This is a genomic window from Stappia sp. ABD4_338 (assembly GCF_056312175.1).
This window is the reverse complement of the sequence record NZ_CM149982.1, coordinates 2,005,249-2,028,094: the sequence shown is the minus strand read 5'-3', so window position 1 is coordinate 2,028,094 and position 22,846 is coordinate 2,005,249. Positions and strand designations below refer to the sequence as shown.

The window sequence follows — 22,846 nt, the reverse complement described above, 5'->3', positions numbered from 1 at the left end:
CCCTTCGCAAGCCAAGTGCGAGGAACTCATGATGAATCTGACCAGACGCCAGGCGCTCGCCCTTGGGGCGGGAGCGGCCGTGCTCACCGTGACCGGGCTTCCCGCCGGCGCCCTTGCCAGCGAGGACAAGGTTCAGGCGGCGATCGACGCGTTTACCGGCGGAACGGCCCCGGAGGCCGGCACCATCTCGCTTTCCGCGCCCGAGATCGCGGAGAACGGCAATACGGTGCCCGTGGGTATCTCGGTGGAGAGCCCCATGAGCGAGGAGGACCACGTGACCGACGTGATCCTTCTGGCCGCCGGCAATCCGTCGCCGGGCGTGGCGACCTTCCACTTCAGCCCCATGTCCGGATCGGCCGACGCCACGACGCGCATGCGTCTCGCCAAGACCCAGGACGTGATCGCCATCGCCAAGACGTCGACCGGCAAGGTCTACATGGACAAGAAGACCGTCAAGGTCACGATCGGCGGCTGCGGCGGCTGAGGCCGCCCCGTCGTCCCGATCCGCTTTCATACGCCACGAGGAGCGTGAGATGTCGAACGTGAAGCCCCGCGTCAAGGTGCCAAAGACCGCGTCGAAGGACGAGGTCATCCAGATCAAGACCCTGATTTCGCACAAGATGGAGTCCGGTCAGCGCAAGGATTCCAGCGGCAACGTGATCCCGCGCCAGATCATCAACAAGTTCACCTGCGAGTTCAACGGCAAGACCGTGTTCTCCTGTGACCTGGACCCCGCGATCTCGGCCAATCCGTACATGGAGTTCAGCGCCAGGGTGCCGGAATCCGGTACCTTCACCTTCACCTGGGTGGACGACGACGGCTCCGTCTACACCAAGGACGCCGAGATCAAGGTCGAGTGACCGTGCCGCGTTTCGTCGCCGCGTGGAGGAGCGCGAGGCGACGGGACCGCAGGGCATGTGCCGCGCGGCGCGGCGGAGCGAAACGGGTCCGCTGACCGCTGCGCGGGACGGCAAAAACATGACGAACCGCGACGGTTCGCGCTGGAGGGACAGCCACATGAGGAAACTTCCGGGGATCATTCTGGCGGGATGCGCGGGCGCCTGCCTGGCGGCGATCGGGCAGGTCGCGGCCGAGGACGCCGACATGCCGGAAATCGACGGCGTCAAGATCATCACCCGCGCGCCGGCGCCCGAAGGGCATCCGCTCGACGAGATCACGTCCGGCTTCGTCTATCGGACCGAGGAGACCCAGGAACTCGAACTGGATGACTTCACCAATCCGGGGTTCCTGATGGTCGAGCTTGGCCAGGACCTCTGGTCGACGCCAGAGGGAAGCGCCGGAAAGTCCTGCGAGAGCTGTCACGGCGATGCCTCGGAGAGCATGAAGGGCGTGCGCGCGGCGATGCCGAAATGGAGCGAGGCGGCAGGCAAGCCGTTGACGCTGGAGCAGACCATCAACGCCTGCCGCACCGACCGCATGGGTGCCGACGCCTGGAAGTGGGAATCCGACCAGATGCTCGGCATGACCGCCTTCGTTGGCCTGCAGTCGCGCGGAATGCCGGTGAAGCTCGGCCTCGCCGCCGGCGACATGCAGAGCTGGTGGGAGCACGGCAAGGAACTCTACTACACCCGCACGGGCCAGTTGGAACTCGCCTGCGCCAACTGCCACGAAGACAATTACGGCAACTACATCCGCGCCGACCACCTGAGCCAGGGGCAGTCCAACGGCTTCCCCACCTACCGCCTCAAGTGGCAGAAGCTCGGGTCCCTGCACCGCCGCCTCAAGGGCTGCATCAAGGACACCCGCGCCGAGACCTATGACGTGGGCTCGGATGAACTCGTGGCGCTGGAGACCTATCTGGCCTGGCGCGGAACGGGGCTTTCCGTGGAAACGCCGGCCGTGCGCAACTGATCCGCTCGCGGATCCCTCGCGCGAAACGGCGGGCGTCCGCGCCCGCCTCGCACACACAAGCGGTTCTCCCGTGACGACCGGAGCGATCCGGGCAGCGTCCCGGCGGAGCCTTGCCGGGTCACGGCGCCTGCCCGGGCGCGAAGCCGCCCGGCAGTGACGAATGCCATGAAGGGTCGGGAAACAGGCGACGCCCATGATCTCAAGACGCGAATTTCTGATGGCCGCGGTCGCGACCGGCGCCATGACAGCCGGATCCGGGTTCGGCCGCTGGTCGAGGCTCGCCGCCCGCCAGGCGCTGACCCAGGACGACATCCTGGGCTTTCGCCCGCTGGGCAACGTGACGCTGGTTCACCTGACCGATATTCATGCCCAGCTCATGCCGGTGTGGTTTCGCGAGCCCTCAACCAATCTGGGTGTCGGCGAGGTCGCGGGCCTGCCTCCCCATGTGACGGGCCAGGACTTCCTGAAGCTCTACAACCTGGACCCCGGCTCGCCGGAGGCCTACGCGCTGACCTCCACGGATTTCGACGCGCTGGCAAGAACCTATGGCAGGATGGGCGGCGCCGACCGCATCAGCACGGTGCTCAAGTCGATCCGCGCGGACCGCGAGGCGAACACGCTGTTCCTTGACGGTGGCGATACCTGGCAGGGCAGCTACACCTCGCTCAAGACCGGTGGCGCCGACATGATCGAGGTCATGAACGCGCTGGCACCCGACGCCATGACGGGGCACTGGGAGTTCACCTACGGCGCCGACCGTGTGCGCGAACTCGTCGATGCGCTGCCCTATCCCTTCCTCGGCGCCAACGTGCGCGACACGGAATGGGACGAGGCGGTTTTCGAGGCCTACCGCATCTTCGAGCGCGGCGGCGTGCGCATCGCGGTCATCGGACAGGCCTTTCCCTACACGCCGGTCGCGAACCCGCGCTGGATGATCCCGACCTGGTCTTTCGGCATCCGCGAGGAGGACGTTCAGGCCAATGTCGACGCGGCACGCGAGGAGGGGGCCGAGGTGGTCGTGCTCCTGTCGCACAACGGGTTCGACGTGGACCGCAAGCTCGCCGGGCGGGTGAACGGTATCGACGTCATCCTGACGGGCCACACGCATGACGCGCTGCCCGAGCCGGTGAAGGTCGGCAAGACGCTGCTGATCGCGTCCGGGTCGAACGGAAAGTTCCTCTCCCGTCTCGATCTCGATGTGCGGGACGGCGAGGTGAAGGACTATCGCTACCGGCTGATCCCGATCTTTTCCGACGTGATCGAGCCGGATGCGGACATGACGGCGCTGGTCGAGAAGGTGCGCGCACCCCATGCGGACGAACTCGCCCGCGAACTTGCTACCGCCGAGACGCTGCTCTATCGGCGTGGCAATTTCAACGGCACCTTCGACGATCTCATCTGCGAGGCACTCATCGAACAGCGCGATGCCGAAATCGCGCTTTCGCCCGGTTTCCGGTGGGGCACGAGCGTTCCCTCCGGCGAACCGATCAGGGTGGAGGACCTGCACAACGCGGTCTCCATGACCTATCCGGCGGTCTATCGCATGGAGATGACCGGAGCGACGCTGCGCGAGATCCTGGAAGACGTCGCCGACAACCTCTTCAACGTCGACCCCTACTACCAGCAGGGCGGCGACATGGTCCGCGTCGGCGGCATGGGCTACGCCATCGACCCGACGAAGGAAATCGGAAACCGCATCTCGGACATGACGCTGCTCAGGGACGGCAGCGCCATCGAGGCGGGACGGAACTACACCGTGACCGGCTGGGCCAGCGTCAACGAGGGGACGGAAGGTCCTGCGATCTGGGATGTGGTCGAAAACCACCTCAAGGGCCGGGACACCGTGAGGCTCGCACCCAACAGGTCGGTGACCGTCAAGGGGATGTGAGGGGCATTCGGGCGGGGTGAGTTCGCCCTTAATGTTCACAGATATGAAACATAAAATTTGAAATGCGAAAGCCGGAGTGGAACATGTCCAGATCGCGCAATCCAGGTGAAACCCCGGCCGACCCGTCGAGGCGCCTGCTGTTGAAGGCGGGGCTCGCGGCGGGCGGGCTGGCCGCAACGGGCGGGCTCGCGCGCGCCGAAGGCGATCCCGCCAATCTTCCGCCGAATGTCGCCGACTGGAGCCGGTATCTCGGCCCCGGTGTCGATGCCGCCCCCTATGGCGTTCCCTCCGAGCACGAGGCACATGTGGTGCGCCGCGACGTGGAATGGCTGACGGCGTCGCGCGAGAGCTCGGTCAATTTCACGCCGCTGCAGGACCTGGACGGCATCATCACGCCGAACGGGCTCTGCTTCGAGCGTCATCATGGCGGCGTGGCCGACGTCAATCCGACCGACTATCGGCTGATGATCAACGGGCTGGTCGACACGCCCTTGATCTTCACCATGGAGGACCTGAAGCGCTTCCCGCGCGAGAACCGGATCTACTTCCTGGAATGCGCCGCGAACTCGGGCATGGAATGGCGCGGCGCGCAGCTCAACGGCTGCCAGTTCACGCATGGCATGGTCCATTGCGTGATGTATACGGGCGTTCCGCTGAAATACATCCTCGAGGAAGCCGGGCTCAAGACCTCCGCCAAGTGGATCATGCCGGAAGGCGGAGACGCGTCGGGCATGAACCGCTCGATCCCGCTCGAAAAGGCGCTTGACGACTGCATGGTCGCCTTCAAGATGAACGGCGAGGCGCTGCGGCCCGAGCAGGGCTATCCGGCCCGCCTCGTGGTACCGGGCTGGGAAGGCAACATGTGGGTCAAGTGGCTGCGCCGCATCGAGGTCGGCGACGAGCCCTGGCACGCGCGCGAGGAGACCTCCAAGTACACGGACCTGCTCGCCGACGGACGTGCGCGCCGCTTCACCTGGGTCATGGACTGCAAGTCCGTCATCACCAGTCCGAGCCCGCAGGCGCCGATCACCCACGGCAAGGGTCGCATGGTGGTGACCGGCCTCGCCTGGTCGGGCAAGGGGCGGGTGTCGCGGGTCGACGTCACGCTCGATGGCGGACGCAACTGGCATCAGGCGCGTATCGACGGGCCGAGCCTGCCCAAGGCGCTGCACCGCTTCTATCTCGAGTTCGACTGGGACGGCTCGGAGCTTCTGCTCCAGTCGCGCGCCCACGACGAGACGGGCTATGTGCAGCCGACGAAGGACGAGTTGCGCGCGGTACGCGGAACCAACTCGATCTACCACAACAACGGCATCCAGACCTGGCATGTGATGGCGAACGGGAGCGTTGAAAATGTCGAGATTTCCTGAGCTCCTGGCGGCGGCGGCCGTTTCCGCCGGCATCGTGCTCGCCGGGCCGGCGCTGGCCGGCAAGTTCGGCCTGGGCACCAAGGCGACCAGCGAGGAAATTGCCGGCTGGGACATCGACGTGCGTCCCGACGGGCAGGGGCTGCCGGAGGGACGCGGCACGGTGAGCGATGGCGAGGAGATCTTCGCCGAACGCTGCGCGGCCTGTCACGGCGACTTCGCGGAAGGTCTCGACCGCTGGCCGGTTCTCGCCGGCGGGCGCGATACGCTGAAAAGCGGCAATCCGGTCAAGACCATCGGCTCCTACTGGCCGTATCTGTCGACAGTCTACGACTACATCTACCGTGCCATGCCCTATGGCGACGCGCAGAGCCTCTCGCCGGACGAGACCTACGCCATCGTCGCTTACCTGCTCTACATGAACGACGTGGTGACGGACGATGCCTTCGAACTGTCGAAGGAGAATTTCACCTCGATCAGGATGCCGAACGAGAACGGCTTCTATGACGATGACCGGGACGCATCGCCGATCGCCAGGCCGCATGAGGTCTGCATGAGCGATTGCAAGACGGAAGTGAAGATCACGAAGCGGGCGCGGGTGATCGATGTGACCCCGGACAGCGAAGACGGCCCCGAGGGCATGAACGTCGATTGATGCGCCTTCTCAAATCATGCCCGTGACTTGCGCCGGCGGAGCAATTCGCCGGCGTTTTGTTTTCCAGGGCCTTCAGACGCGCGCGCGGCGCAGGCCGGCAACCTTCGCGCGGGCGCGCTCGAACAGCGCGCGCGGCACCGTCGCCAGGATCACGCCGGCCATGATCAGCACGAATCCGGCGACGTGATAGAGCTTCAGGTCCTCGCCAAGGAAGATGACGGCCATCAGAACGCCGTAGGGCGGCAAGAGATACATGAACAGCCCCGTGGTTGCGGGCCCCACGATCTTGATGCCGTACTGGAAGGTCGAGAACGCAAGCACGGAGGCGGACACGGCCAGGCCGAAGATCGACATCCACGCGGCGCCGCTCGCGGGAAAACGGCCTGTTTCTGCGATCTCGACGATGGTGAAGGGCAACAGCGTGATCGCGCCGGCAAGCGCAAGCGTTGCAAAGAGCGACAGCGTTGGAATGTCCGCCAGGGCCTTGCGCTTGAGCAGCACCGAGTACCCGGCCCAGGCGAGGGCCGCCAGTGCGATCAGAACGTCGCCCGCATTGAGCCGCAGGCCCAGCAGCGTGCCGAGAGATCCCTTGACGACGATGGTCACGACACCGACCACGGCGAGAACGATGCCGAGCGCCTCGCGCCCGCCCACGGGCCGTCCGCGAAAGATCCACTCCAGCAACAGGATGAGGACCGGTGACGAGGTGTAGATCAGCGTGCCGTTGGAGGCCGTCGTGTACTTCAGCGCGAAATAGACGCCGGCGCCACAGATCCACATGCCGAAGAGCGCCATGACACCGATGACCTTCCACTCTCGCAGAAGCGTCTCGCGGTGATCGCGGATGCCCTGCCACGCGAAGGGAAGCAGGATGACGAAGGCGAGCAGCCAGCGCAGGAAGGCGAGTGTCCAGGGCTCCACCGTGGTCGCCGCCGCACGGCCGATCACGAGATTGGAGGAAAAGAACATCGGCATGACGAGGAGCAGGGCGAAGGCCCTGTGCCGCGGATCCTTGAAGTCGATCATGAGGTCCCGGAAACTGGCGTGACCGGTTCGGCCCGCAGGGATTGGTTCCCGTTCCCTACCGTTTTTTGTCGCCGACAGGAAGAGTGCGGGTTACCGGCTGGCGGAAAGGTCCCTTGGATAGGGAACCGCCGCGCAGGTCACGGCCTCGGCGGCAAGGTACACGCAGGCGGCGGCCGCGTCGGCGGCATTGTGGAAGGGCCCGGCCAGCAGGCGGACCTTGCCCTCCGGCGCGACAAGCTTGCTGTGCGCAATGGAAGTGGGCAGCAGCGTCTGGGCCGCGCGGATCTCCTTCCAGGTCTTCTCGGCGGCGGTCTCGCTGTCGAAGCGGCCGAGGTCGAGCGCGAAGTCCGTCCGCGCGATCCGCCCGCCGCTGTCTTCGTCCAGATGGCCGGCGGCGCGTGTCACCTGCAGCGTTTTCGGCTTCCGCAGGACGGCCTTTTGCGGGATCGAGGCGACGCTTGCGGGTGCTTCGGAGGAGGGAAGGGCGACAATGCGCACCGGCGTCGCGGGTTGCTTCGCCACGGAGGTCTCGACCGGGCCGGACGCGGGAGCGGCGTCGGCGGCCTGGACTTTCTTGTCCGCCTCGTTGTTGCGCCAGGGGGCGGGAGCGGGGACCGTTTCCACCGGCCGCCTGGGGGCGCCGGCAACCTTCAGGATCGCACGGTCCAGTTCCTCGCGGAAGGTACTTTCCTTCGCGGTGTCGGCGGGCTTGCGCGGAATGGCTTGCTCATGCGGAACGCGCTTTTCGGCGGCGGGCGCCCCGGACATGACCCGGTCCGGGTCTTGCGTGTCCGGCTTTGCCGTCACGGGCGGAGTTTTGACCGTCGTGTTGCTTGCATCGGGCGCCGGCTTTTCCCGGGCCCCGTCCTTGCGCTCGCGCTCGATTTCGCGCTGCTCCTGGAGAATGGCCAACCCGCGCCTCAGAGAGGCGACTTCGCGGCGAAGCGTGTCCAGCTCGGCTTCCATCTGCCGGCGCGCCTGTTCGGCCTCGACGCCTCCGCTGGAAGGGTAGATCTGAACGGTCCTGTCCTCGTCGGTGCGTTTTCCGATCGATGCGGTGGTGCTCACCTTGCCCGGAGGCGGCAGAAGTGTGCCTTCGCTGGCCATTTCAGCAAGCGGAGCCCGTCCGCCCTCGGTGAAATAGACCGAGGAGGCGCCCACCATGGCGAAGAGAACGGCCGCCGAACCCCACAACGCGACCCAGCCCGCATCGGCACGACGGCCGGCGGGCTGCTTCGTCTTATGGACTTTGGCTTGCCGTTTCACGCGACCGATCCTGGGCCTGAGGAACCATGGTGCTAGAAAACGCCGAACAAGGTTAACAAGGCTTAAACTTGCCGCTGCCATGCGGGCAAGCACTTCACTTTCGGCGAGCGGGGCGGCGTGGCATTTGCGGTTTGTTTGCAAGTCTCTGTCATGAAATGAAACAGGTTGTGATTGTGCATCTGGGTCGCGGTTTCGGTATGGCTGTCGGCGCCGGTGGGGCGGGATCGGACTTTGGCGTTCGAGCGAGCGGAGACGGACCTTCATGTGCGGAATTGTTGGCATTCTTGGGAAGAACGCGGTCGCGGGACAGATCGTGGACGCCCTGAAGCGGCTCGAGTACCGCGGATATGATTCGGCTGGCGTCGCCACGCTCGTCGATGGACGGATCACCCGTCGCCGCGCGCCCGGCAAGCTGCGCAACCTTCAGGAAAAGCTCGAGCGTGCCCCGCTCGCGGGCGAGGCCGGCATCGGCCACACCCGCTGGGCGACCCATGGCGCAGCGACCGAGGCCAATGCGCACCCTCATGCGGCGCCCGGCGTGGCCGTGGTCCACAACGGCATCATCGAGAACTATCTCTCCCTGCGCGCGGGTCTGGTGGACGCGGGCGTCAAGCTCGACAGCGACACGGACACCGAAGTCGTCGCGCAACTCGTCTCGCAGGAGATCGCGGGGGGCGCCTCGCCGGAGGCCGCCGTCGCCGCCGTGCTGCCGCGTCTGAAGGGCGCTTTCGCGCTCGCCTTCCTCTTCGACGATCAGCCGGACCTGCTGATCGGCGCGCGCCTCGGGTCGCCGCTTGCCGTCGGTCACGGCGAGGGCGAGATGTATCTCGGCTCGGACGCCATCGCCCTGTCGCCGTTCACCGACCAGATCACCTATCTGGAGGAGGGCGACCGGGTCGTCCTGACCCGCGCGGGCGCCACCATCCGCGATGCCTCGGGCACGGTTGTCGAGCGCCCGACGATCTCGTCCCAGGCGGTTGCCGGTGCGGCGGACAAGGGCAACTACCGCCACTTCATGGCCAAGGAGATCCATGAACAGGCGGAAGTGTCCGGCCATACCCTGTCGCGCTACCTCGATCTGTCCGCCATGACGACCGTCTTCGACGGTGACGCGACGGTCGACTTCACCCGGATCGACCGTCTGGTCGTGTCCGCCTGCGGCACGGCCTATTATGCGGGGCTCGTCGCCAAATACTGGTTCGAGAAGGTCGCCCGCCTGCCGGTCGACATCGACGTGGCCTCGGAGTTCCGCTATCGCGAGGCGCCGCTTTCGCCCCGCGATCTGGCGCTTTTCATCTCCCAGTCCGGCGAAACGGCCGACACGCTCGCTTCGCTCCGCTATTGCAAGGGGGAGGGCGTGACGGTCGCCTCCATCGTCAACGTGCCGGAATCGACCATCGCCCGGGAATCCGATCTCGTGTTCCCGACGCTGGCCGGGCGGGAGATCGGCGTGGCCTCGACCAAGGCCTTCATCTGCCAGTTGACGGTTCTGGCTGCTCTCGCGATCCACGCGGGCCGGCAGCGTGGCCATCTCGATGCTGAAGCCGCCGCGCGTCTCGTGCGCGAACTGGGCGACCTGCCGGCCATGATCAACGACGCGCTCGCTTGCGAGAGCGACATCGAGGCGCTTGCGCAGCCGCTTTCGCGCGCGCGTGACGTTCTGTATCTCGGGCGCGGCACCAACTATCCGCTCGCGCTGGAAGGGGCCCTGAAGCTCAAGGAGATCTCCTACATCCATGCCGAGGGGTATGCGGCGGGCGAGCTCAAGCACGGCCCCATCGCGCTCATCGACGAGGACGTGCCGGTCGTGGTCATCGCGCCCTTCGACGCGGTGTTCGAGAAGACCGTTTCCAACATGGAGGAGGTTGCCGCGCGCGGCGGCAAGGTCATCCTGATCACGGATCAGGCGGGAGCAAGCGCGTGCGGCGCCCCGACATGGAAGACCATCGTGCTGCCCGACGTGCCGGACTTCGTGGCGCCGGTCATCTTCGCGCTGCCCGTGCAATTGCTGGCCTACCACACGGCCGTCTTCATGGGCACGGACGTGGATCAGCCGCGCAATCTGGCGAAATCCGTCACCGTGGAGTGACGGTGATCGCGGCATGACGACGAGGGGCCGTTCGCCCCTCGTGTCGCCGGCGTCGGCGCTTCAGCTCTCCTGCGATGCCTTGCGTGCCGCCATTTCCGCTGCCGCCATCTCGTCGTGGTGGCGTGCCGACTGAACCTCGATGAAGATCCGCGTGACGATCGGAAAGCGGGCCTTGACCGCGAGCTCAAGCGTGTGGATCGCCTCTTCCACCTTGCCGGCCGTCAGCGTGTCCTCGAAGTCGACCGATAGGGCCAGGAGAACGTCGTTGGGGCCGCGATGCAACGTGCGGATCTCGTTGAGCCGGGTCACCGTCGGCGTCGCCTCCACGACGGCGCGCACGGTCTCCGTCACCTGCGGATCCGCCGCTTCGCCAACGAGCAGGCTCTTGGTCTCGAAGGCCAGGAACATGGCCGTCGCCGCCAGGATGATGCCGATGCCGACCGACGCCGCGCCATCGAGCCAGGGCATGGCGAGATACTCGGCCCCCAGAAGCCCCGCGAGCGCGACGAGCAGGCCGGCCATGGCGGCCGTGTCCTCGAAGAGTACGGTGAAGACCGCCGGGTCCTTGCTGTCACGCACCGCGCGAAAGAGACTGCGTCCGCCGCGCGCCTTGTTGAACTCCTTGAAGGCGATCCACCAGGCCACGGCCTCGAACACGATCGCCAGCGCCAGCACCACATAGGCGATAATGGGCGAGGCGATCGGATGCGGGTCGAGGATCTTGTGAACGCCCTCGTAGATGGAAATGCCGGAGCCAACCGCGAAGATCAGGATGGCGACGACAAAGGACCAGAAGTAGAGCTCAACGCCATAGCCAAAGGGGTGTTTTTCATCAGCGGGTTGCCGCGCTTTCTTCAAGCCATGCAGCAAGAGACCCTGGTTGCCCGTGTCGACCAGCGAGTGAATGCCTTCCGACATCATCGCCGACGAGCCGGTCCAGGCTGCCGCGACGAACTTGGTGACCGCGATGAGGAAGTTGCCGGCAAGGGCGGCATAGATGACTTTCTTCGAGCCGGAAGCGGCCATGGCTTTGTTCCTGACTGGGCATGGGCGTGGTCACGCCCTGGAGCATGACGATTGTACGTGTCATTTTACAGAAGCTGGCCCGAACGGGCTTTCTTTCGTTTGGGGCTCTCGCATCGGGTATGGTCACGTGAAAGTGACCGATTCTGACCGGAGACGTCGATGTATCTCGCCGCCCTGTTTTTCCTCATAACCCTGACGCTTGTCGTCGCGGCCTTCGGCTCGGCGCGGTTCGCCGGCCTGCTCACGGCTGTTTCCTTCGTGGTCGCGGTGCTTGTCTACCTGCTTCACGCGACCGACGCCCTGCCGATTTCGCTGTGAGGACCGCCATGATCTCCCGTTCGCTCGAGACGACCCTCAACGCGCTCGCACTTCTCGCCATTGCGGTTGTTCTTGGCGTCGCCTTCTTCGATCAGCTCGTAAACGGGGAGCTTCCCTGTCCGCTGTGCCTGCTGCAGCGTTCGGGCTTCCTGCTTCTGGCAATCGGACCGGTGCTCTCCGTCGCACGCGGGCCCAGGGCCTCCCACTACGGTGTCGCGATCCTGGCCGGACTGCTGGGCGCGGGGTTCGCCATGCGCCAGATCCTGCTTCACATCGCGCCGGGTGACGCGGGCTTCGGCGCGCCGTTCCTGGGGCTGCACTTCTACACCTGGGCGTTCGTCGTCTTTGTCGTGGCGATCGCCGCCTGTGCGGCAATGCTGATCCTGCGGGCGCCCGACGAGGCGGGCGAGGCGGTTTCCGGCGGGGGCGCGCTTGGCCGGGTCGCCGTGCTGCTGGTCATCCTCATGGCGGGAGCGAACGCAATGTCGACCGTGCTCGAGTGCGGTTTCGCCACCTGCCCGGACGATCCGCAAACGTATGAGCTGCTGACGCCGTCCGCGTCCTGAGCGGACGGCCTCCGTCACCACCGTTTCGAACAAGCCGGAGACCGTTCATGCCGTCCTCTCTCCTCGTTCGCCGCATGGCCATGTCCGATCTGGAGCTGGCCCTCGAATGGGCCGCCGAGGAAGGGTGGAACCCGGGTCTGGACGATGCGGGCGCCTTTCTCGCCGCCGATCCCGACGGATTTCTGGTCGCGGAGCGGGACGGCGAGGCGGTCGCCTGCATTTCGGCGGTCCGCTCGGGCGAGGACTACGGGTTTATCGGCTTCTTCATCTGCCGGCCCGACTGTCGCGGCAAGGGTTACGGCGCCGTCATCTGGGAACGGGCCATGGCGTATCTCGAAGGCCGCACCGTCGGTCTCGACGCCGTTCTGGCGCAGGAAGGGCGCTATGCGAAGTCCGGTTTCGTCGGCGATTACCACACCCTGCGCCACGGTGGGGTCGCCATGGCCGAGCCGCCAATGGATCCGCGCGTCGCGATCCTCGGCAAGGGTGTCATGCCGTCCGTTCTGGCTTACGACCGGGACCTCGTTCCGGCGCCGCGCGAGACGTTTCTCAAGGCCTGGTGCACTCCCATGGCCGCCTCGCGGCGCGGCTTCGTGTTCATGGACGAGGGAACGCTGCGTGGCTACGGCGTGATCAGACAATGCCGGGAAGGCTTCAAGGTCGGCCCCCTCTTTGCCGACACGCCGGAGATCGCCGAGACCCTGTTTCGCGCGCTCGCCGGGGAGGTGCGCGGCCAGATGATCTTCCTGGACGTGCCGGCCGCGAATGAGGCCGGACTGGATCTGGCGGAAAAATACGAACTGTCGCCCGAGTTCGAGACGGTGCGCATGTACCGCGGCGACCGGCCGGACCTGAACCTGGCGCGCACCTTCGGCATCACCACGCTGGAGCTTGGCTGAAAGGTCTCAGACGCTGCCGGCGGCGATGAAGGCGCTGATGCCGTCGGCGATGAACTGGACGGAAAGTGCGGCGAGCAGCACGCCGAGAAGCCGCGTGATGACCATGGCCGCCGTATCGCCCATGAGCCGCTCGATCCTGTCGGCGAGCAGAAACGAGGCGAAGCACGCGCCCACGATGACCGCGATGACGCCCACGAGGCCGATCATCGACACCGTGTCGGTTGCCTGCGAAGACGTCAGAATGACCGCGCTGATCGCGGCGGGTCCGGAGATCAGCGGGATCGCCAGCGGGAACACGGCCACGTCATGCAGGTCTTCCTGATGGGAGACGGCCTTTTCCGCCGTCTCCGACTTGCGCTGGTTGCGCTTCTCGAAGACCATTTCCACGGCAATCATCAGGAGCAGCAGCCCGCCCGCGATCTGGAAGGCCGGCACGGAGATGCCGAGCACGCCGAGCACGCTTTTTCCCGCAACGAGAAACAGGAACAGGATCGCCCCGCCGATCAGCGTCGCGCGCAGCGCGATGAGCCGTCTCGTGCGCGGAGTCGCCCCCGATGTGACGGCGAGAAACATCGGCGCGAGGCCGACGGGATCGATCGTCACGAACAGCGTGGCAAAGGCGTTTACGAGGTAGTCCGCCAGCATTGCGTGCGCCTCCTTCCGACTCGGCTGACTGCCCTTATAGCAGGCAAAATGCCGCGCTTGGCGCCACGGCCGCGCGGCGTCGCGGAACTTTATCCGTATCCTGTTTCAACGCATTGATAAATAAAGTGAAATAAGCTCCGCCGCAAGGGTGCCGAATTTGTCGTCACGAGCGGAATCGGATATAAGAAGCACTGCAATGCAACAACCGTGAGACCTCCCTTGACAGATCGGGACACGAACACGCCATCGGGCGGCCTGCCGTCCGAAATCCGGCCTGTTTCCATCACCGACGAGATGAAGCGCAGCTATCTCGATTACGCGATGAGCGTGATCGTGAGCCGCGCGCTTCCCGACGTTCGCGACGGCCTCAAGCCGGTGCATCGGCGCATCCTCTATTCGATGCACGAGAACGGCTACGAATGGAACAAGCCATACCGCAAGTCGGCCCGCGTGGTCGGCGACGTGATGGGTAAGTATCACCCGCACGGCGACAGCGCGATTTACGACGCGCTCGTGCGCATGGCGCAGGACTTTTCCCTGCGCCTGCCGCTGATCGACGGCCAGGGCAACTTCGGCTCGGTCGACGGCGATCCGGCGGCCGCCATGCGTTACACTGAGTGCCGGCTTCAGAAGGTCACCCAGCGCATCCTGGACGACATCGACAAGGAAACCGTCGATTTCCAGGACAACTACGACAACTCGGAATCCGAGCCTGTCGTGCTGCCGGCGAAATTCCCGAACCTTCTGGTCAATGGTGCCGGTGGCATCGCCGTCGGCATGGCGACGAACATCCCGCCCCACAATCTGGGCGAGGTGATCGACGCCTCCATCGCTCTGATGGAAAACCCGGCGATGACGCCGACCGAGCTGATGGAGATCGTGCCCGGGCCGGACTTCCCGACCGGCGGCATCATTCTCGGCCGTTCGGGGATCCGTTCGGCCTACGAGAACGCGCGTGGCTCCATCGTCATGCGCGGCCGCGCCGAGGTCGAGGAGATCCGCAAGGACCGCTACGCCATCGTCGTCACCGAGATCCCGTATCAGGTGAACAAGGCGGCGATGATCGAGAAGATCGCCGAACACGTCCGCGAGAAGCGGATCGAGGGCATCTCCGACATTCGCGACGAGTCGGATCGCTCCGGCATGCGCGTTGTCGTCGAGCTGAAGCGCGACGCGGTGCCCGACGTCGTGCTCAACCAGCTCTACCGCTACTCGGCGCTGCAATCGACCTTCGGCGCCAACATGGTGGCGCTGAACGGCGGACGGCCGGAACAGCTCGGCCTGAAGGACATGCTCAATGCCTTCATCGACTTCCGCGAGGAAGTCATCGGCCGGCGGACCCGCTACCTGCTGAAGAAGGCGCGTGACCGGGCGCATGTCCTGGTCGGTCTGGCGATCGCTGTCGCCAACATCGACGAGGTGATCGCGCTCATCCGTCGCGCTCCGGATCCCGCCACCGCCCGTGCCCAGCTCATGGAGCGCGACTGGCCGGCGCAGGATGTGGAATCGCTCATCCGCCTCATCGACGACCCGCGCCACATGGTTCGCGAGGACGGCACCTACAAGCTGTCCGAGGAGCAGGCACGGGCCATTCTCGACCTGCGCCTGCAGCGCCTCACGGCCCTTGGCCGCGACGAGATCGGCGACGAGCTCAACAAGATCGGCGAGGAGATCCGCGACTATCTGGACATCCTGCGCTCGCGGGCCCGGATCCAGGACATCATCCGCGAGGAGCTGACGCAGATCCGCGAGGAGTTTGCCACGCCGCGCCGGACCGAGATCATGGATGGCGGGGCGGACCTCGAGGACGAGGATCTCATCCAGCGCGAGGAGATGGTCGTCACCGTCAGCCATGCCGGCTACATCAAGCGCGTGCCGCTCGACACCTACCGGGCGCAGCGGCGTGGCGGCAAGGGCCGGTCCGGCATGGCCACCAAGGACGAGGATTTCGTCACCCGCCTGTTCGTGGCCAACACGCACACGCCGATGCTGTTCTTTTCCTCGCGCGGCATCGCCTACAAGATGAAGGTGTGGCGCCTGCCGCTCGGTGGTCCGACCTCGCGAGGCAAGGCGCTGGTCAACATGTTGCCGCTCGAGACGGGCGAGCAGATCACCTCGATCATGCCGTTGCCGGAGGACGAGGAGACCTGGGGCGATCTGGACGTGATGTTCGCGACCCGTCGCGGCACGGTCCGGCGCAACAAGCTCTCCGACTTCACGCAGATCAACAAGAACGGCAAGATCGCGATGAAGCTGGACGAAGGCGACGGCATCGTCGGCGTCTTCACCTGCACCGAGAACGACGACGTGATGCTGACCACGGCGCTTGGCCAGTGCATCCGCTTCGCTGCGACCGATGTGCGTGTCTTCGCCGGGCGGAACTCGGTCGGCGTGCGCGGCATTGCACTGGCCGAGGGGGACGAGGTCATCTCGATGTCCGTGCTCACCCACTTCGACTGCACGGCCGAGGAACGCGCGACCTACCTGCGCTGGCGCCGCATGATGCGGGGCGAGGGCGACGATACGGCGGAAGCCGGTGGCGAGGACGAAGGTGCCGGCGACGGCGAGCTCACCCAGGAGCGCTATGCCCTGATGAGCGCGCACGAGCAGGTCATCCTGACCCTGTCCAAGAACGGGTATGGCAAGCGTTCGTCGTCCTTCGAGTATCGGGTCACCGGACGTGGCGGCAAGGGCATCACCGCGATGGCGACGAACAAGCGCAACGGTCCGCTTGTCGCGTCCTTCCCCGTGGAGGTGAACGACCAGATCATGCTCGTCACCAACGGTGGACAGTTGATCCGCTGCCCGGTCGACGGCATCCGCGTCGCGGGCCGTGCCACCCAGGGTGTGATCGTCTTCAACACCGCCGAGGGCGAGGAGGTGGTTTCCGTCTCGCGCGTCTCGGAGGATGACGCGGACAGCAACGGCGATATCGAGGGCGATGCCCCCGAGGCACCGTCGCCCGATGGCGAGGCAGGTCCGTCGACTCCCGAAGGTGGCGACGACGCCTGATGTGGGCGCGCCCGTGACATGACAAGACCCGCCGGAGCGATCCGGCGGGTTTTTCATGTCAGGTCCGGCAGGGGGATGAGGGCCGAGAGGCAGGCTGAAACGACAAAGGCGACGCCTGATGATCAGGGCGTCGCCTTTTGTCGTTCTTGAGGTCCGTCCGGTCGCGCCGGAAAAGGTCAGGAGTTTACGGGCACGCGGGCGAGGACGGAGGTGCGGGCGCTCAGGTCGCGGGATTCGATGGTCTCGAAGCGGACCTGGCGCATGGATGCGGTCTTTCCGGAGATGGCCGAAACGCAGTCCGCGGACCAGTTGCCCCAACTCTGGCCGGCACAGGCGCTCGGCAGGAGCGTGTCCAGGCGGTCGGTCTTGGGAGCGGCTTCGATCGTCGCCGTCTGCTGGGCCGCCATCACGGTCACGGTGTGAACCACGGTGGCGACGCCGCCGACGACGGCCAGCGCGACGATGCCCGCCAGGGCCACGTCGCGAACGCGATGGCGATTGATCTCGCCCAGGTCATGAATGAAGGTCATTGCTCTCACGTCCCTGTTTGCCTTTTCTGATGCGGTCACTTTCGCTCAGATCCGGCAACGGGGACGTGATGCGTATCACGAACCGGCGCTTCCCGGTTGTGGCGGCAGGAGGGTGCCGAGCCTGTTTCTCGGGTGGGGGCCGCTGTCCCCGCCCGGTGTCGTTGCAAAGCACTGCGGATCCTCGTCGCGGAAGATCACGCCGTCGCATGCCGAAGCCTGCTGGACGCCGGCCTCTCCCTCGGTCGCAACCGCATGGGTCGCGATCGGAATATTGCTGATCCGGTCCGCCTGTGCATCGGCCGCATCGCCGAAGGTGGCGACGCCCAGGCCGAGGACCGCGGCAAAGGCGGCAATGCTGCCCGCCCAGATAAGCGCCGGAGTCGAGGGCTGATAAATTTTGTGAATCGTCATCATGCGCCCGGATATGGGAAGAACCGATCAAAACGGCAAGGGAAATCGCACGCCGATATCGGTGAACGAAACGCGCGAAAATTGTGAACATTCGCGCGCTGATACCCGAGAAAGTGGATTCAATAATAAGGTAAGATTTTGAAATTTATTGGTTATTATGATTTTCAAGAGCGCGTGTGACCTGCCTCCGGACGGTCGCGATCTGCGTCATGTGCAGGGCAGGGTTGTCGTGTATGAGGGGCGAACTTGCATAGCCGGCTTGGATCGCGCGCGCGACGCGATGTCATCCGGATGCAATCAAACGTTCGTGATACGTTTCACGTCCGAAGGCGCGCGACGGAGTGAAAGACCGGGTGAACGTCCTTGCGCTGGTCTTGGAAAGCGGCCTGGCGACGGGGCGGGGAGCTCGCCGCCAGGCCGGAGAGAGGTCCGAGGTCAGGAAACCGGATCACTCTGCAAACGGTCGATCGGTGCTTGTGCGTGCCGAGAGGGTCACGTCTATGCGCCTGGGGCGATTGTCTCGTCAGTTCGACAGGGGGCGGCGCACCAGCGTCGTGACGGAGCCGCTGGTATGGGCAATCGTCTCGAAGGCGGGCTGCGGATCCACGACACTTGCAAGGTCGGTACAGCCCGGCGTCGTGTCGACCATGGTCGCGCCGCTGCAGGCAACCTGCACTTCGCGGGCCATCCGGTCGGACTTCATCGCCGTCGCGCCGTGATTGCGAACCGCGTCACCCGTTGAAAAGGCGACACCTGCAAGAATGAGGGTAAGTGCTCCGGCGGAGGCTCCGCCGAAGGCTAGAAAAGCCAGGGCACGCATGATCGCCTCCTTTATGTTTATGGACCACAGTCTAGCACAAAGTGACCTTACGTGAAATAAAATCTGGGTATGATGTAATTATGCAACAGCGATGACTTGATCCGCTTGTGCGCGCGCCGATGGACCGCTAGAGAAGGCGGCATGACTCGTACTGTTCTCTATCCCGGATCCTTCGACCCGCTGACCAATGGTCATGTCGACATTCTCAGGAAGTCGCTCGCGCTTGCCGACAGGGTGATCGTCGCCATCGGCGTGCAGGCGTCCAAGACGCCGACCTTCTCGTTCGACGAGCGCGTCGAAATGATCGAGACGGTCGCGCGCGAGGCCTTCGGCGCGGAGGCGGCGGGGCGGCTGGAGGTCATTTCCTTCCAGGGGCTGGTCGTGGAGGCGGCTCGCGAACATGGCGCGACCGCGCTCATTCGCGGCCTGCGTGACGGAACCGACCTGGACTACGAGATGCAGATGAGCGGCATGAACCAGGCCATGGTTCCCGAGGTGCAGACGGTTTTCCTGCCCGCCAGCCCCGGTGTGCGTCACATCACCGCCACGCTCGTGCGCCAGATCGCGAAGATGGGGGGAGACGTGTCGCCGTTCGTGCCGGCGGAAGTCGTGCGCCGGCTCGCCGAGCGCAACGCCTGAGCATCCGCGACACCTGGATCCGCAAAGCTGGGAGAAATCATCCGATGACCCGCATTCTTACCGTCCTGGGCTTCCTTGCCGTGCTGGCGCTCGGCGTCAGCGTCGAGGCCGCCGCCGAGACCGACCCGGAAAACACGCTCCTGCTGGAGCTGAAGGACGGCACGGTCGAGATCCGCCTGCGTCCCGACCTGGCGCCGAACCATGTCGAGCGTATCAAGACGCTCGCCCGTCAGGGGTTCTATGACGGGATCGTCTTTCACCGCGTGATCGACGGTTTCATGGCCCAGACCGGAGATCCGACCGGCACCGGCACGGGCGGTTCGGACCTGCCCGACCTCAAGGCGGAGTTTTCACCCCGCCCGTTTGAGCGTGGCGTGCTCGGCATGGCGCGGACCAATGATCCCGACAGTGCCAACTCGCAGTTTTTCATCATGTTCGCGTCCGCCCCGCACCTGAACGGCCAGTATACCGTTTTCGGCGAGGTGACGAGCGGCATGGACCTCGTGGACAACATCAAGCGTGGCGATCCCGACACGGGCGGCATGGTCAGCGATCCGGACCGGATCGTGAGCCTCAAGGTTGCCGCTGACGCCGCGAACTGACAGACGACGCATCGACCGAGACACCCGACCAAGGAGAAATCAGGTGGCCGATTACAAGGATCCCGAGAACACCCTGCTGATGGAGACCACCAAGGGCCCCATCGTCATCGAGATGAAGCCGGACCTGGCGCCGACGCATGTGGCCCGCATCAAGGAGCTCGTGCGCGAGGGCTTTTATGACGGGATCGTCTTTCACCGCGTGATCGACGGCTTCATGGCCCAGACCGGCTGTCCGAGCGGAACGGGCACGGGCGGTTCGGGCAAGAAGCTCAAGGCCGAGTTCTCCAAGGAGAAGCACGTGCGCGGCACCTGCTCCATGGCGCGTGCCATGGATCCGAACTCCGGCGACAGCCAGTTCTTCATCTGCTTCACCGACGCTCCGTGGCTCGACGGCCAGTACACCGTCTGGGGCCAGGTGATCGACGGTATGGACAACGTCGACCAGATCAAGCGCGGTGAGCCGGTGCGCGACCCCGACAGCATCACCTCGCTGAAGGTTGCCGCCGACGCCTGACCCGAAGAGGCCGGATCATGACATTCTCACGCATGCAGGGTCCGGTTCTTCGGGTGGCACGGCCCACCAACGATCTGACGCTTCTTGAGCGTTTCTATGAGCAAGGCGCCGGTTTCCGGCGCCTTGCCGCGTTTTCGGACCATGACGGCTTTTCAGGCACCATACTCGGCTACCCCGGCGCCGCCTGGCATCTCGAACTCGTGCAGGAGACAGGCGTGGTCGCGCCGCGAGCGCAGAGCCCGGAGCAGTTGCTTGTTCTCTATCTCCCCGATCCCGAAGTGTGGCGCCTTGCGGTTGACCGCATGATGGCACACGGGTATGAGCCGGTGCCCTCGCACAATCCCTACTGGGAGACGGCGGGACAGACCTTCGAGGATCCCGACGGCTATCGGCTCGTCTTCCAGAATCGGACCTGGGACCTCTGACTTCGCCCCAAGAGCTCCTGTGCCGCCATGCGCGTTGACGACTTCGACTTCGACCTTCCCGCTGGGAACATCGCGCTGAGGCCCGCGCGCCCGCGCGACAGTGCCCGGCTGCTGCTGGTGCGCCCCGGCGCGGCCGACGAAGGGGCGGGTGCTGATCTTTCCGACCGCAGCGTGTCCGACCTGCCGAGGCTTCTTGAGCCCGGCGACGCGCTGGTCTTCAACGACACGCGCGTCATCCCCGCCCAGCTGCAGGGCACGCGGACACGCGGTGATGCGGTCGCGCGTATCGGGGCGACATTGCACCTGCGCGCGGGTCCCGACCGCTGGGTGGCGTTCGTGCGGCCGGCCAAGAAGCTTGCCGTCGGCGACCGCGTCCGGTTCGGCGGCGAGGGGGAGATGTGCCTTGCCGGCACCCTCGACGCGACGGTCGCGGAAAAACGCGAGACCGGCGAGGTCCTCTTCGCCTTCGACCTCTCCGGTCCCGCTCTCGACGAGGCCATCGCCGCCGTCGGCCACATTCCGCTGCCGCCCTACATCGCGGCGAAGCGGGGCGAGGATGCGCTCGACCGGGAGGACTACCAGACAATCTATGCGGAGAAGGATGGCGCGGTGGCCGCCCCCACCGCAGGTCTACACTTTACCGACAGGCTGCTTGCCGCGCTCGACGCGCGCGGGATCGAACGCCACACGGTGACGCTGCATGTGGGGGCTGGCACCTTCCTTCCCGTCAAGGCGGACGACACGGCCGATCACAAGATGCATGCCGAATGGGGCGAGGTGAGCGCGGAGACCGCCGCCGCGCTGAGGGGCGTGCGCGCGCGCGGAAACAAGGTGGTTGCGGTCGGCACGACCTCGCTTCGCATTCTGGAAAGCGCGGCGCAGGGGGAGGCGGGACTCGAAGCCTTTTCGGGCGAGACGTCGATCTTCATCACGCCCGGCTACCGCTTCCGCGCCATCGATGCGCTGATGACCAACTTCCACCTGCCGCGTTCGACGCTCTTCATGCTGGTGAGCGCCTTCTCCGGCCTCGACACGATGCGCGCGGCCTATGCGCACGCGATCGCCAGAGGATACCGCTTCTATTCCTACGGCGATTCCTCGCTGCTCTTTCCCAGGGTGACAGAATGACCGCGCCTTTCTCCTTCCGCCTGCTTGCGACCGACGGCATGGCCCGGCGCGGCGAGATCACGACCCCGCACGGAACGGTCGCGACCCCCGCCTTCATGCCGGTGGGCACCCAGGCGACCGTGAAGGCGATGTACCCGGAGCAGGTGCGCGAACTCGGGGCCGATGTGGTGCTCGGCAACACCTATCACCTGATGCTGCGCCCGGGCGCGGAGCGCATCGCCCGCCTCGGCGGTCTGCACAAGTTCATGAACTGGAACCACACGATCCTCACCGATTCCGGCGGATTCCAGGTCATGTCGCTGGCCCAGCTTCGCAAGCTCACCGAGGATGGCGTGACGTTCCAGAGTCATGTCGACGGATCGCGCCATGTCATGAGCCCGGAGCGTTCGGTCGAGATCCAGCAGCTTCTGGGCTCCGACATCCAGATGCAGCTCGACGAATGCATCGCGCTTCCCGCGCCCCGCGAGGACGTGGAGCGCGCCATGCGGCTGTCCCTTCGCTGGGCGGAGCGCTCGCGCGCGAAGTTCGAGGACATGGGCGGTCCCGGACGCGGGCAGGCGCTTTATGGCATCGTGCAGGGTGGCGATGTGCCAGATTTGCGTGTTGCGTCCGCGCAGGCGCTCGGAGAGATGCCCTTCGAGGGCTATTCCGTCGGCGGTCTGGCGGTCGGCGAGCCGCAGGACGTGATGCTCAAGATGCTCGAGGTCACGACGCCGGCCATGCCGGTCGACAAGCCCCGCTATCTCATGGGGGTGGGCACGCCCGAGGACATTCTGGAGAGCGTGGCGCGCGGCATCGACCAGTTCGATTGCGTGATGCCGACGCGCGCGGGCCGGCACGGCCTCGCCTACACCCGCTACGGCAAGGTGAACCTCAAGAACGCCCGCCACGCGGAAGATCATCGTCCCCTCGACGAGGCGGCGGATTGCCCGGCCGCGCGCGACTATTCCCGAGCCTACCTGCATCACCTCGTCAAGGCGGGCGAGGGGCTTGCCGCGATGCTGCTCACCTGGACGAACCTCGCCTACTACCAGACCCTCATGCGCGAGATGCGCGCTGCCATCGAAGAAGGGCGCTTCGAGGACTTCAGGGCAAGGACACGCGAAGACTGGGCGCGCGGCGACATCGCGCCGCTTTGAGGGCAGGCG

The 22,846-nt window shown here is 65.5% G+C and carries 24 protein-coding genes; 17 read left to right on the top strand and 7 right to left on the bottom strand.

All coding sequences use genetic code 11. From position 1 onward, the window contains the following. Positions 1-31: 31 nt before the first annotated feature. From soxY to ACYX4S_RS09340, 6 genes are all read left to right on the top strand, one after another. On the top strand, positions 32-484 hold the full coding sequence (gene soxY / locus ACYX4S_RS09365) for a thiosulfate oxidation carrier protein SoxY (RefSeq protein WP_293723469.1): 453 nt from the start codon (positions 32-34) through the stop codon (positions 482-484). A 49-nt stretch (positions 485-533) separates the two neighbouring features. Continuing rightward, positions 534-860, top strand: a complete 327-nt coding sequence (soxZ, locus tag ACYX4S_RS09360; protein WP_293723255.1) for a thiosulfate oxidation carrier complex protein SoxZ — start codon at positions 534-536, stop codon at positions 858-860. A 157-nt stretch (positions 861-1,017) separates the two neighbouring features. Then, positions 1,018-1,872 (top strand): sulfur oxidation c-type cytochrome SoxA, encoded by an 855-nt coding sequence (soxA, locus tag ACYX4S_RS09355; RefSeq protein ID WP_476362711.1) that lies wholly within the window; start codon positions 1,018-1,020, stop codon positions 1,870-1,872. 193 nt (positions 1,873-2,065) lie between these two features. Next, positions 2,066-3,760, top strand: a complete 1,695-nt coding sequence (gene soxB / locus ACYX4S_RS09350; RefSeq protein ID WP_476362710.1) for a thiosulfohydrolase SoxB — start codon at positions 2,066-2,068, stop codon at positions 3,758-3,760. Positions 3,761-3,843: 83 nt separating this feature from the next. Further along, positions 3,844-5,130 carry a sulfite dehydrogenase gene (soxC, locus tag ACYX4S_RS09345; RefSeq protein ID WP_422068659.1) on the top strand — a complete coding sequence of 429 codons (1,287 nt, stop codon included), beginning with the start codon at positions 3,844-3,846 and terminating at the stop codon, positions 5,128-5,130. Continuing rightward, positions 5,114-5,782: a c-type cytochrome gene (locus ACYX4S_RS09340; RefSeq protein ID WP_476362709.1), complete on the top strand. Its 669-nt coding sequence runs from the start codon at positions 5,114-5,116 to the stop codon at positions 5,780-5,782. Before soxC ends, ACYX4S_RS09340 begins: the two co-directional genes overlap by 17 nt. A gap of 72 nt (positions 5,783-5,854) precedes the next feature. On the opposite strand, the gene ACYX4S_RS09335 is transcribed toward ACYX4S_RS09340, so the two are convergent. Both ACYX4S_RS09335 and ACYX4S_RS09330 read right to left on the bottom strand, forming a co-directional pair. Further along, complete coding sequence (locus tag ACYX4S_RS09335; protein WP_476362708.1) at positions 5,855-6,808, bottom strand: DMT family transporter; 954 nt, start codon at positions 6,806-6,808, stop codon at positions 5,855-5,857. A 90-nt stretch (positions 6,809-6,898) separates the two neighbouring features. After that, positions 6,899-8,074: an SPOR domain-containing protein gene (locus ACYX4S_RS09330; protein WP_476362707.1), complete on the bottom strand. Its 1,176-nt coding sequence runs from the start codon at positions 8,072-8,074 to the stop codon at positions 6,899-6,901. A gap of 262 nt (positions 8,075-8,336) precedes the next feature. Here ACYX4S_RS09330 and glmS point away from each other — a divergent pair, with 262 nt between their 5' ends. Next, positions 8,337-10,163: a glutamine--fructose-6-phosphate transaminase (isomerizing) gene (gene glmS / locus ACYX4S_RS09325; protein ID WP_293723270.1), complete on the top strand. Its 1,827-nt coding sequence runs from the start codon at positions 8,337-8,339 to the stop codon at positions 10,161-10,163. A gap of 60 nt (positions 10,164-10,223) precedes the next feature. Here the strand turns inward: glmS and ACYX4S_RS09320 are convergent, their stop codons facing one another. Beyond that, complete coding sequence (locus tag ACYX4S_RS09320; protein WP_476362706.1) at positions 10,224-11,189, bottom strand: cation diffusion facilitator family transporter; 966 nt, start codon at positions 11,187-11,189, stop codon at positions 10,224-10,226. 159 nt (positions 11,190-11,348) lie between these two features. Here ACYX4S_RS09320 and ACYX4S_RS09315 point away from each other — a divergent pair, with 159 nt between their 5' ends. Genes ACYX4S_RS09315 through ACYX4S_RS09305 form a run of 3 tightly spaced genes read left to right on the top strand, consistent with a single transcriptional unit; the run spans position 11,349 to position 12,972 of the window. Further along, complete coding sequence (locus ACYX4S_RS09315; RefSeq protein WP_476362705.1) at positions 11,349-11,507, top strand: DUF5993 family protein; 159 nt, start codon at positions 11,349-11,351, stop codon at positions 11,505-11,507. An 8-nt stretch (positions 11,508-11,515) separates the two neighbouring features. After that, positions 11,516-12,073, top strand: a complete 558-nt coding sequence (locus ACYX4S_RS09310) for a disulfide bond formation protein B (RefSeq protein ID WP_476362704.1) — start codon at positions 11,516-11,518, stop codon at positions 12,071-12,073. Positions 12,074-12,120: 47 nt separating this feature from the next. After that, the gene (locus ACYX4S_RS09305) at positions 12,121-12,972 is read left to right on the top strand and encodes a GNAT family N-acetyltransferase (RefSeq protein ID WP_476362703.1); all 852 of its coding nucleotides are present in this window, start codon (positions 12,121-12,123) and stop codon (positions 12,970-12,972) included. Between the two features lie 6 nt (positions 12,973-12,978). Here the strand turns inward: ACYX4S_RS09305 and ACYX4S_RS09300 are convergent, their stop codons facing one another. Then, positions 12,979-13,617, bottom strand: coding sequence for a MarC family protein (locus tag ACYX4S_RS09300; RefSeq protein ID WP_476362702.1), 639 nt, complete (start codon positions 13,615-13,617; stop codon positions 12,979-12,981). Positions 13,618-13,836: 219 nt separating this feature from the next. Between ACYX4S_RS09300 and gyrA the strand changes: the two genes are divergently transcribed. Further along, positions 13,837-16,629: a DNA gyrase subunit A gene (gyrA, locus tag ACYX4S_RS09295; RefSeq protein WP_476362701.1), complete on the top strand. Its 2,793-nt coding sequence runs from the start codon at positions 13,837-13,839 to the stop codon at positions 16,627-16,629. 176 nt (positions 16,630-16,805) lie between these two features. On the opposite strand, the gene ACYX4S_RS09290 is transcribed toward gyrA, so the two are convergent. The 3 genes from ACYX4S_RS09290 to ACYX4S_RS09280 all read right to left on the bottom strand — a co-directional run bounded on the left by ACYX4S_RS09290 (position 16,806) and on the right by ACYX4S_RS09280 (position 18,390). Continuing rightward, positions 16,806-17,159 (bottom strand): hypothetical protein, encoded by a 354-nt coding sequence (locus ACYX4S_RS09290; protein ID WP_293723284.1) that lies wholly within the window; start codon positions 17,157-17,159, stop codon positions 16,806-16,808. A gap of 75 nt (positions 17,160-17,234) precedes the next feature. Next, entirely contained in the window at positions 17,235-17,570 is a 336-nt protein-coding gene (locus ACYX4S_RS09285) for a hypothetical protein (protein WP_476362700.1), read from the bottom strand. 523 nt (positions 17,571-18,093) lie between these two features. Next, a complete protein-coding gene (locus ACYX4S_RS09280) occupies positions 18,094-18,390 on the bottom strand; it encodes a hypothetical protein (RefSeq protein WP_476362699.1) in 297 nt (98 codons plus the stop codon). A gap of 141 nt (positions 18,391-18,531) precedes the next feature. On the opposite strand from ACYX4S_RS09280, the gene coaD reads away from it, so the two are divergent. The 6 genes from coaD to tgt all read left to right on the top strand — a co-directional run bounded on the left by coaD (position 18,532) and on the right by tgt (position 22,837). Then, positions 18,532-19,029, top strand: coding sequence for a pantetheine-phosphate adenylyltransferase (gene coaD, locus ACYX4S_RS09275; protein WP_293723289.1), 498 nt, complete (start codon positions 18,532-18,534; stop codon positions 19,027-19,029). A gap of 44 nt (positions 19,030-19,073) precedes the next feature. Further along, on the top strand, positions 19,074-19,631 hold the full coding sequence (locus tag ACYX4S_RS09270) for a peptidylprolyl isomerase (protein WP_422068668.1): 558 nt from the start codon (positions 19,074-19,076) through the stop codon (positions 19,629-19,631). Between the two features lie 79 nt (positions 19,632-19,710). Further along, positions 19,711-20,145: a peptidylprolyl isomerase gene (locus tag ACYX4S_RS09265; RefSeq protein WP_422070328.1), complete on the top strand. Its 435-nt coding sequence runs from the start codon at positions 19,711-19,713 to the stop codon at positions 20,143-20,145. A 17-nt stretch (positions 20,146-20,162) separates the two neighbouring features. After that, entirely contained in the window at positions 20,163-20,570 is a 408-nt protein-coding gene (locus ACYX4S_RS09260) for a VOC family protein (protein WP_476362698.1), read from the top strand. Between the two features lie 27 nt (positions 20,571-20,597). After that, a complete protein-coding gene (queA, locus tag ACYX4S_RS09255; RefSeq protein ID WP_476362697.1) occupies positions 20,598-21,698 on the top strand; it encodes a tRNA preQ1(34) S-adenosylmethionine ribosyltransferase-isomerase QueA in 1,101 nt (366 codons plus the stop codon). After that, positions 21,695-22,837 carry a tRNA guanosine(34) transglycosylase Tgt gene (tgt, locus tag ACYX4S_RS09250; protein WP_476362696.1) on the top strand — a complete coding sequence of 381 codons (1,143 nt, stop codon included), beginning with the start codon at positions 21,695-21,697 and terminating at the stop codon, positions 22,835-22,837. Before queA ends, tgt begins: the two co-directional genes overlap by 4 nt. The last annotated feature ends 9 nt before the right edge of the window (positions 22,838-22,846 follow it).

Excerpts from the sequence above, each read along its gene's own strand:
- soxY (WP_293723469.1), top strand. The coding sequence starts at position 32 with ATGAATCTGACCAGACGCCAGGCGCTCGCCCTTGGGGCGGGAGCGGCC.
- soxZ (WP_293723255.1), top strand. The coding sequence starts at position 534 with ATGTCGAACGTGAAGCCCCGCGTCAAGGTGCCAAAGACCGCGTCGAAG.
- soxA (WP_476362711.1), top strand. The coding sequence starts at position 1,018 with ATGAGGAAACTTCCGGGGATCATTCTGGCGGGATGCGCGGGCGCCTGC.
- soxB (WP_476362710.1), top strand. The coding sequence starts at position 2,066 with ATGATCTCAAGACGCGAATTTCTGATGGCCGCGGTCGCGACCGGCGCC.
- soxC (WP_422068659.1), top strand. The coding sequence starts at position 3,844 with ATGTCCAGATCGCGCAATCCAGGTGAAACCCCGGCCGACCCGTCGAGG.
- ACYX4S_RS09340 (WP_476362709.1), top strand. The coding sequence starts at position 5,114 with ATGTCGAGATTTCCTGAGCTCCTGGCGGCGGCGGCCGTTTCCGCCGGC.
- ACYX4S_RS09335 (WP_476362708.1), bottom strand. The coding sequence starts at position 6,808 with ATGATCGACTTCAAGGATCCGCGGCACAGGGCCTTCGCCCTGCTCCTC.
- glmS (WP_293723270.1), top strand. The coding sequence starts at position 8,337 with ATGTGCGGAATTGTTGGCATTCTTGGGAAGAACGCGGTCGCGGGACAG.
- ACYX4S_RS09320 (WP_476362706.1), bottom strand. The coding sequence starts at position 11,189 with ATGGCCGCTTCCGGCTCGAAGAAAGTCATCTATGCCGCCCTTGCCGGC.
- ACYX4S_RS09315 (WP_476362705.1), top strand. The coding sequence starts at position 11,349 with ATGTATCTCGCCGCCCTGTTTTTCCTCATAACCCTGACGCTTGTCGTC.
- ACYX4S_RS09310 (WP_476362704.1), top strand. The coding sequence starts at position 11,516 with ATGATCTCCCGTTCGCTCGAGACGACCCTCAACGCGCTCGCACTTCTC.
- ACYX4S_RS09305 (WP_476362703.1), top strand. The coding sequence starts at position 12,121 with ATGCCGTCCTCTCTCCTCGTTCGCCGCATGGCCATGTCCGATCTGGAG.
- ACYX4S_RS09300 (WP_476362702.1), bottom strand. The coding sequence starts at position 13,617 with ATGCTGGCGGACTACCTCGTAAACGCCTTTGCCACGCTGTTCGTGACG.
- ACYX4S_RS09290 (WP_293723284.1), bottom strand. The coding sequence starts at position 17,159 with ATGACCTTCATTCATGACCTGGGCGAGATCAATCGCCATCGCGTTCGC.
- ACYX4S_RS09285 (WP_476362700.1), bottom strand. The coding sequence starts at position 17,570 with ATGACGATTCACAAAATTTATCAGCCCTCGACTCCGGCGCTTATCTGG.
- ACYX4S_RS09280 (WP_476362699.1), bottom strand. The coding sequence starts at position 18,390 with ATGCGTGCCCTGGCTTTTCTAGCCTTCGGCGGAGCCTCCGCCGGAGCA.
- coaD (WP_293723289.1), top strand. The coding sequence starts at position 18,532 with ATGACTCGTACTGTTCTCTATCCCGGATCCTTCGACCCGCTGACCAAT.
- ACYX4S_RS09270 (WP_422068668.1), top strand. The coding sequence starts at position 19,074 with ATGACCCGCATTCTTACCGTCCTGGGCTTCCTTGCCGTGCTGGCGCTC.
- ACYX4S_RS09265 (WP_422070328.1), top strand. The coding sequence starts at position 19,711 with ATGGAGACCACCAAGGGCCCCATCGTCATCGAGATGAAGCCGGACCTG.
- ACYX4S_RS09260 (WP_476362698.1), top strand. The coding sequence starts at position 20,163 with ATGACATTCTCACGCATGCAGGGTCCGGTTCTTCGGGTGGCACGGCCC.
- queA (WP_476362697.1), top strand. The coding sequence starts at position 20,598 with ATGCGCGTTGACGACTTCGACTTCGACCTTCCCGCTGGGAACATCGCG.
- tgt (WP_476362696.1), top strand. The coding sequence starts at position 21,695 with ATGACCGCGCCTTTCTCCTTCCGCCTGCTTGCGACCGACGGCATGGCC.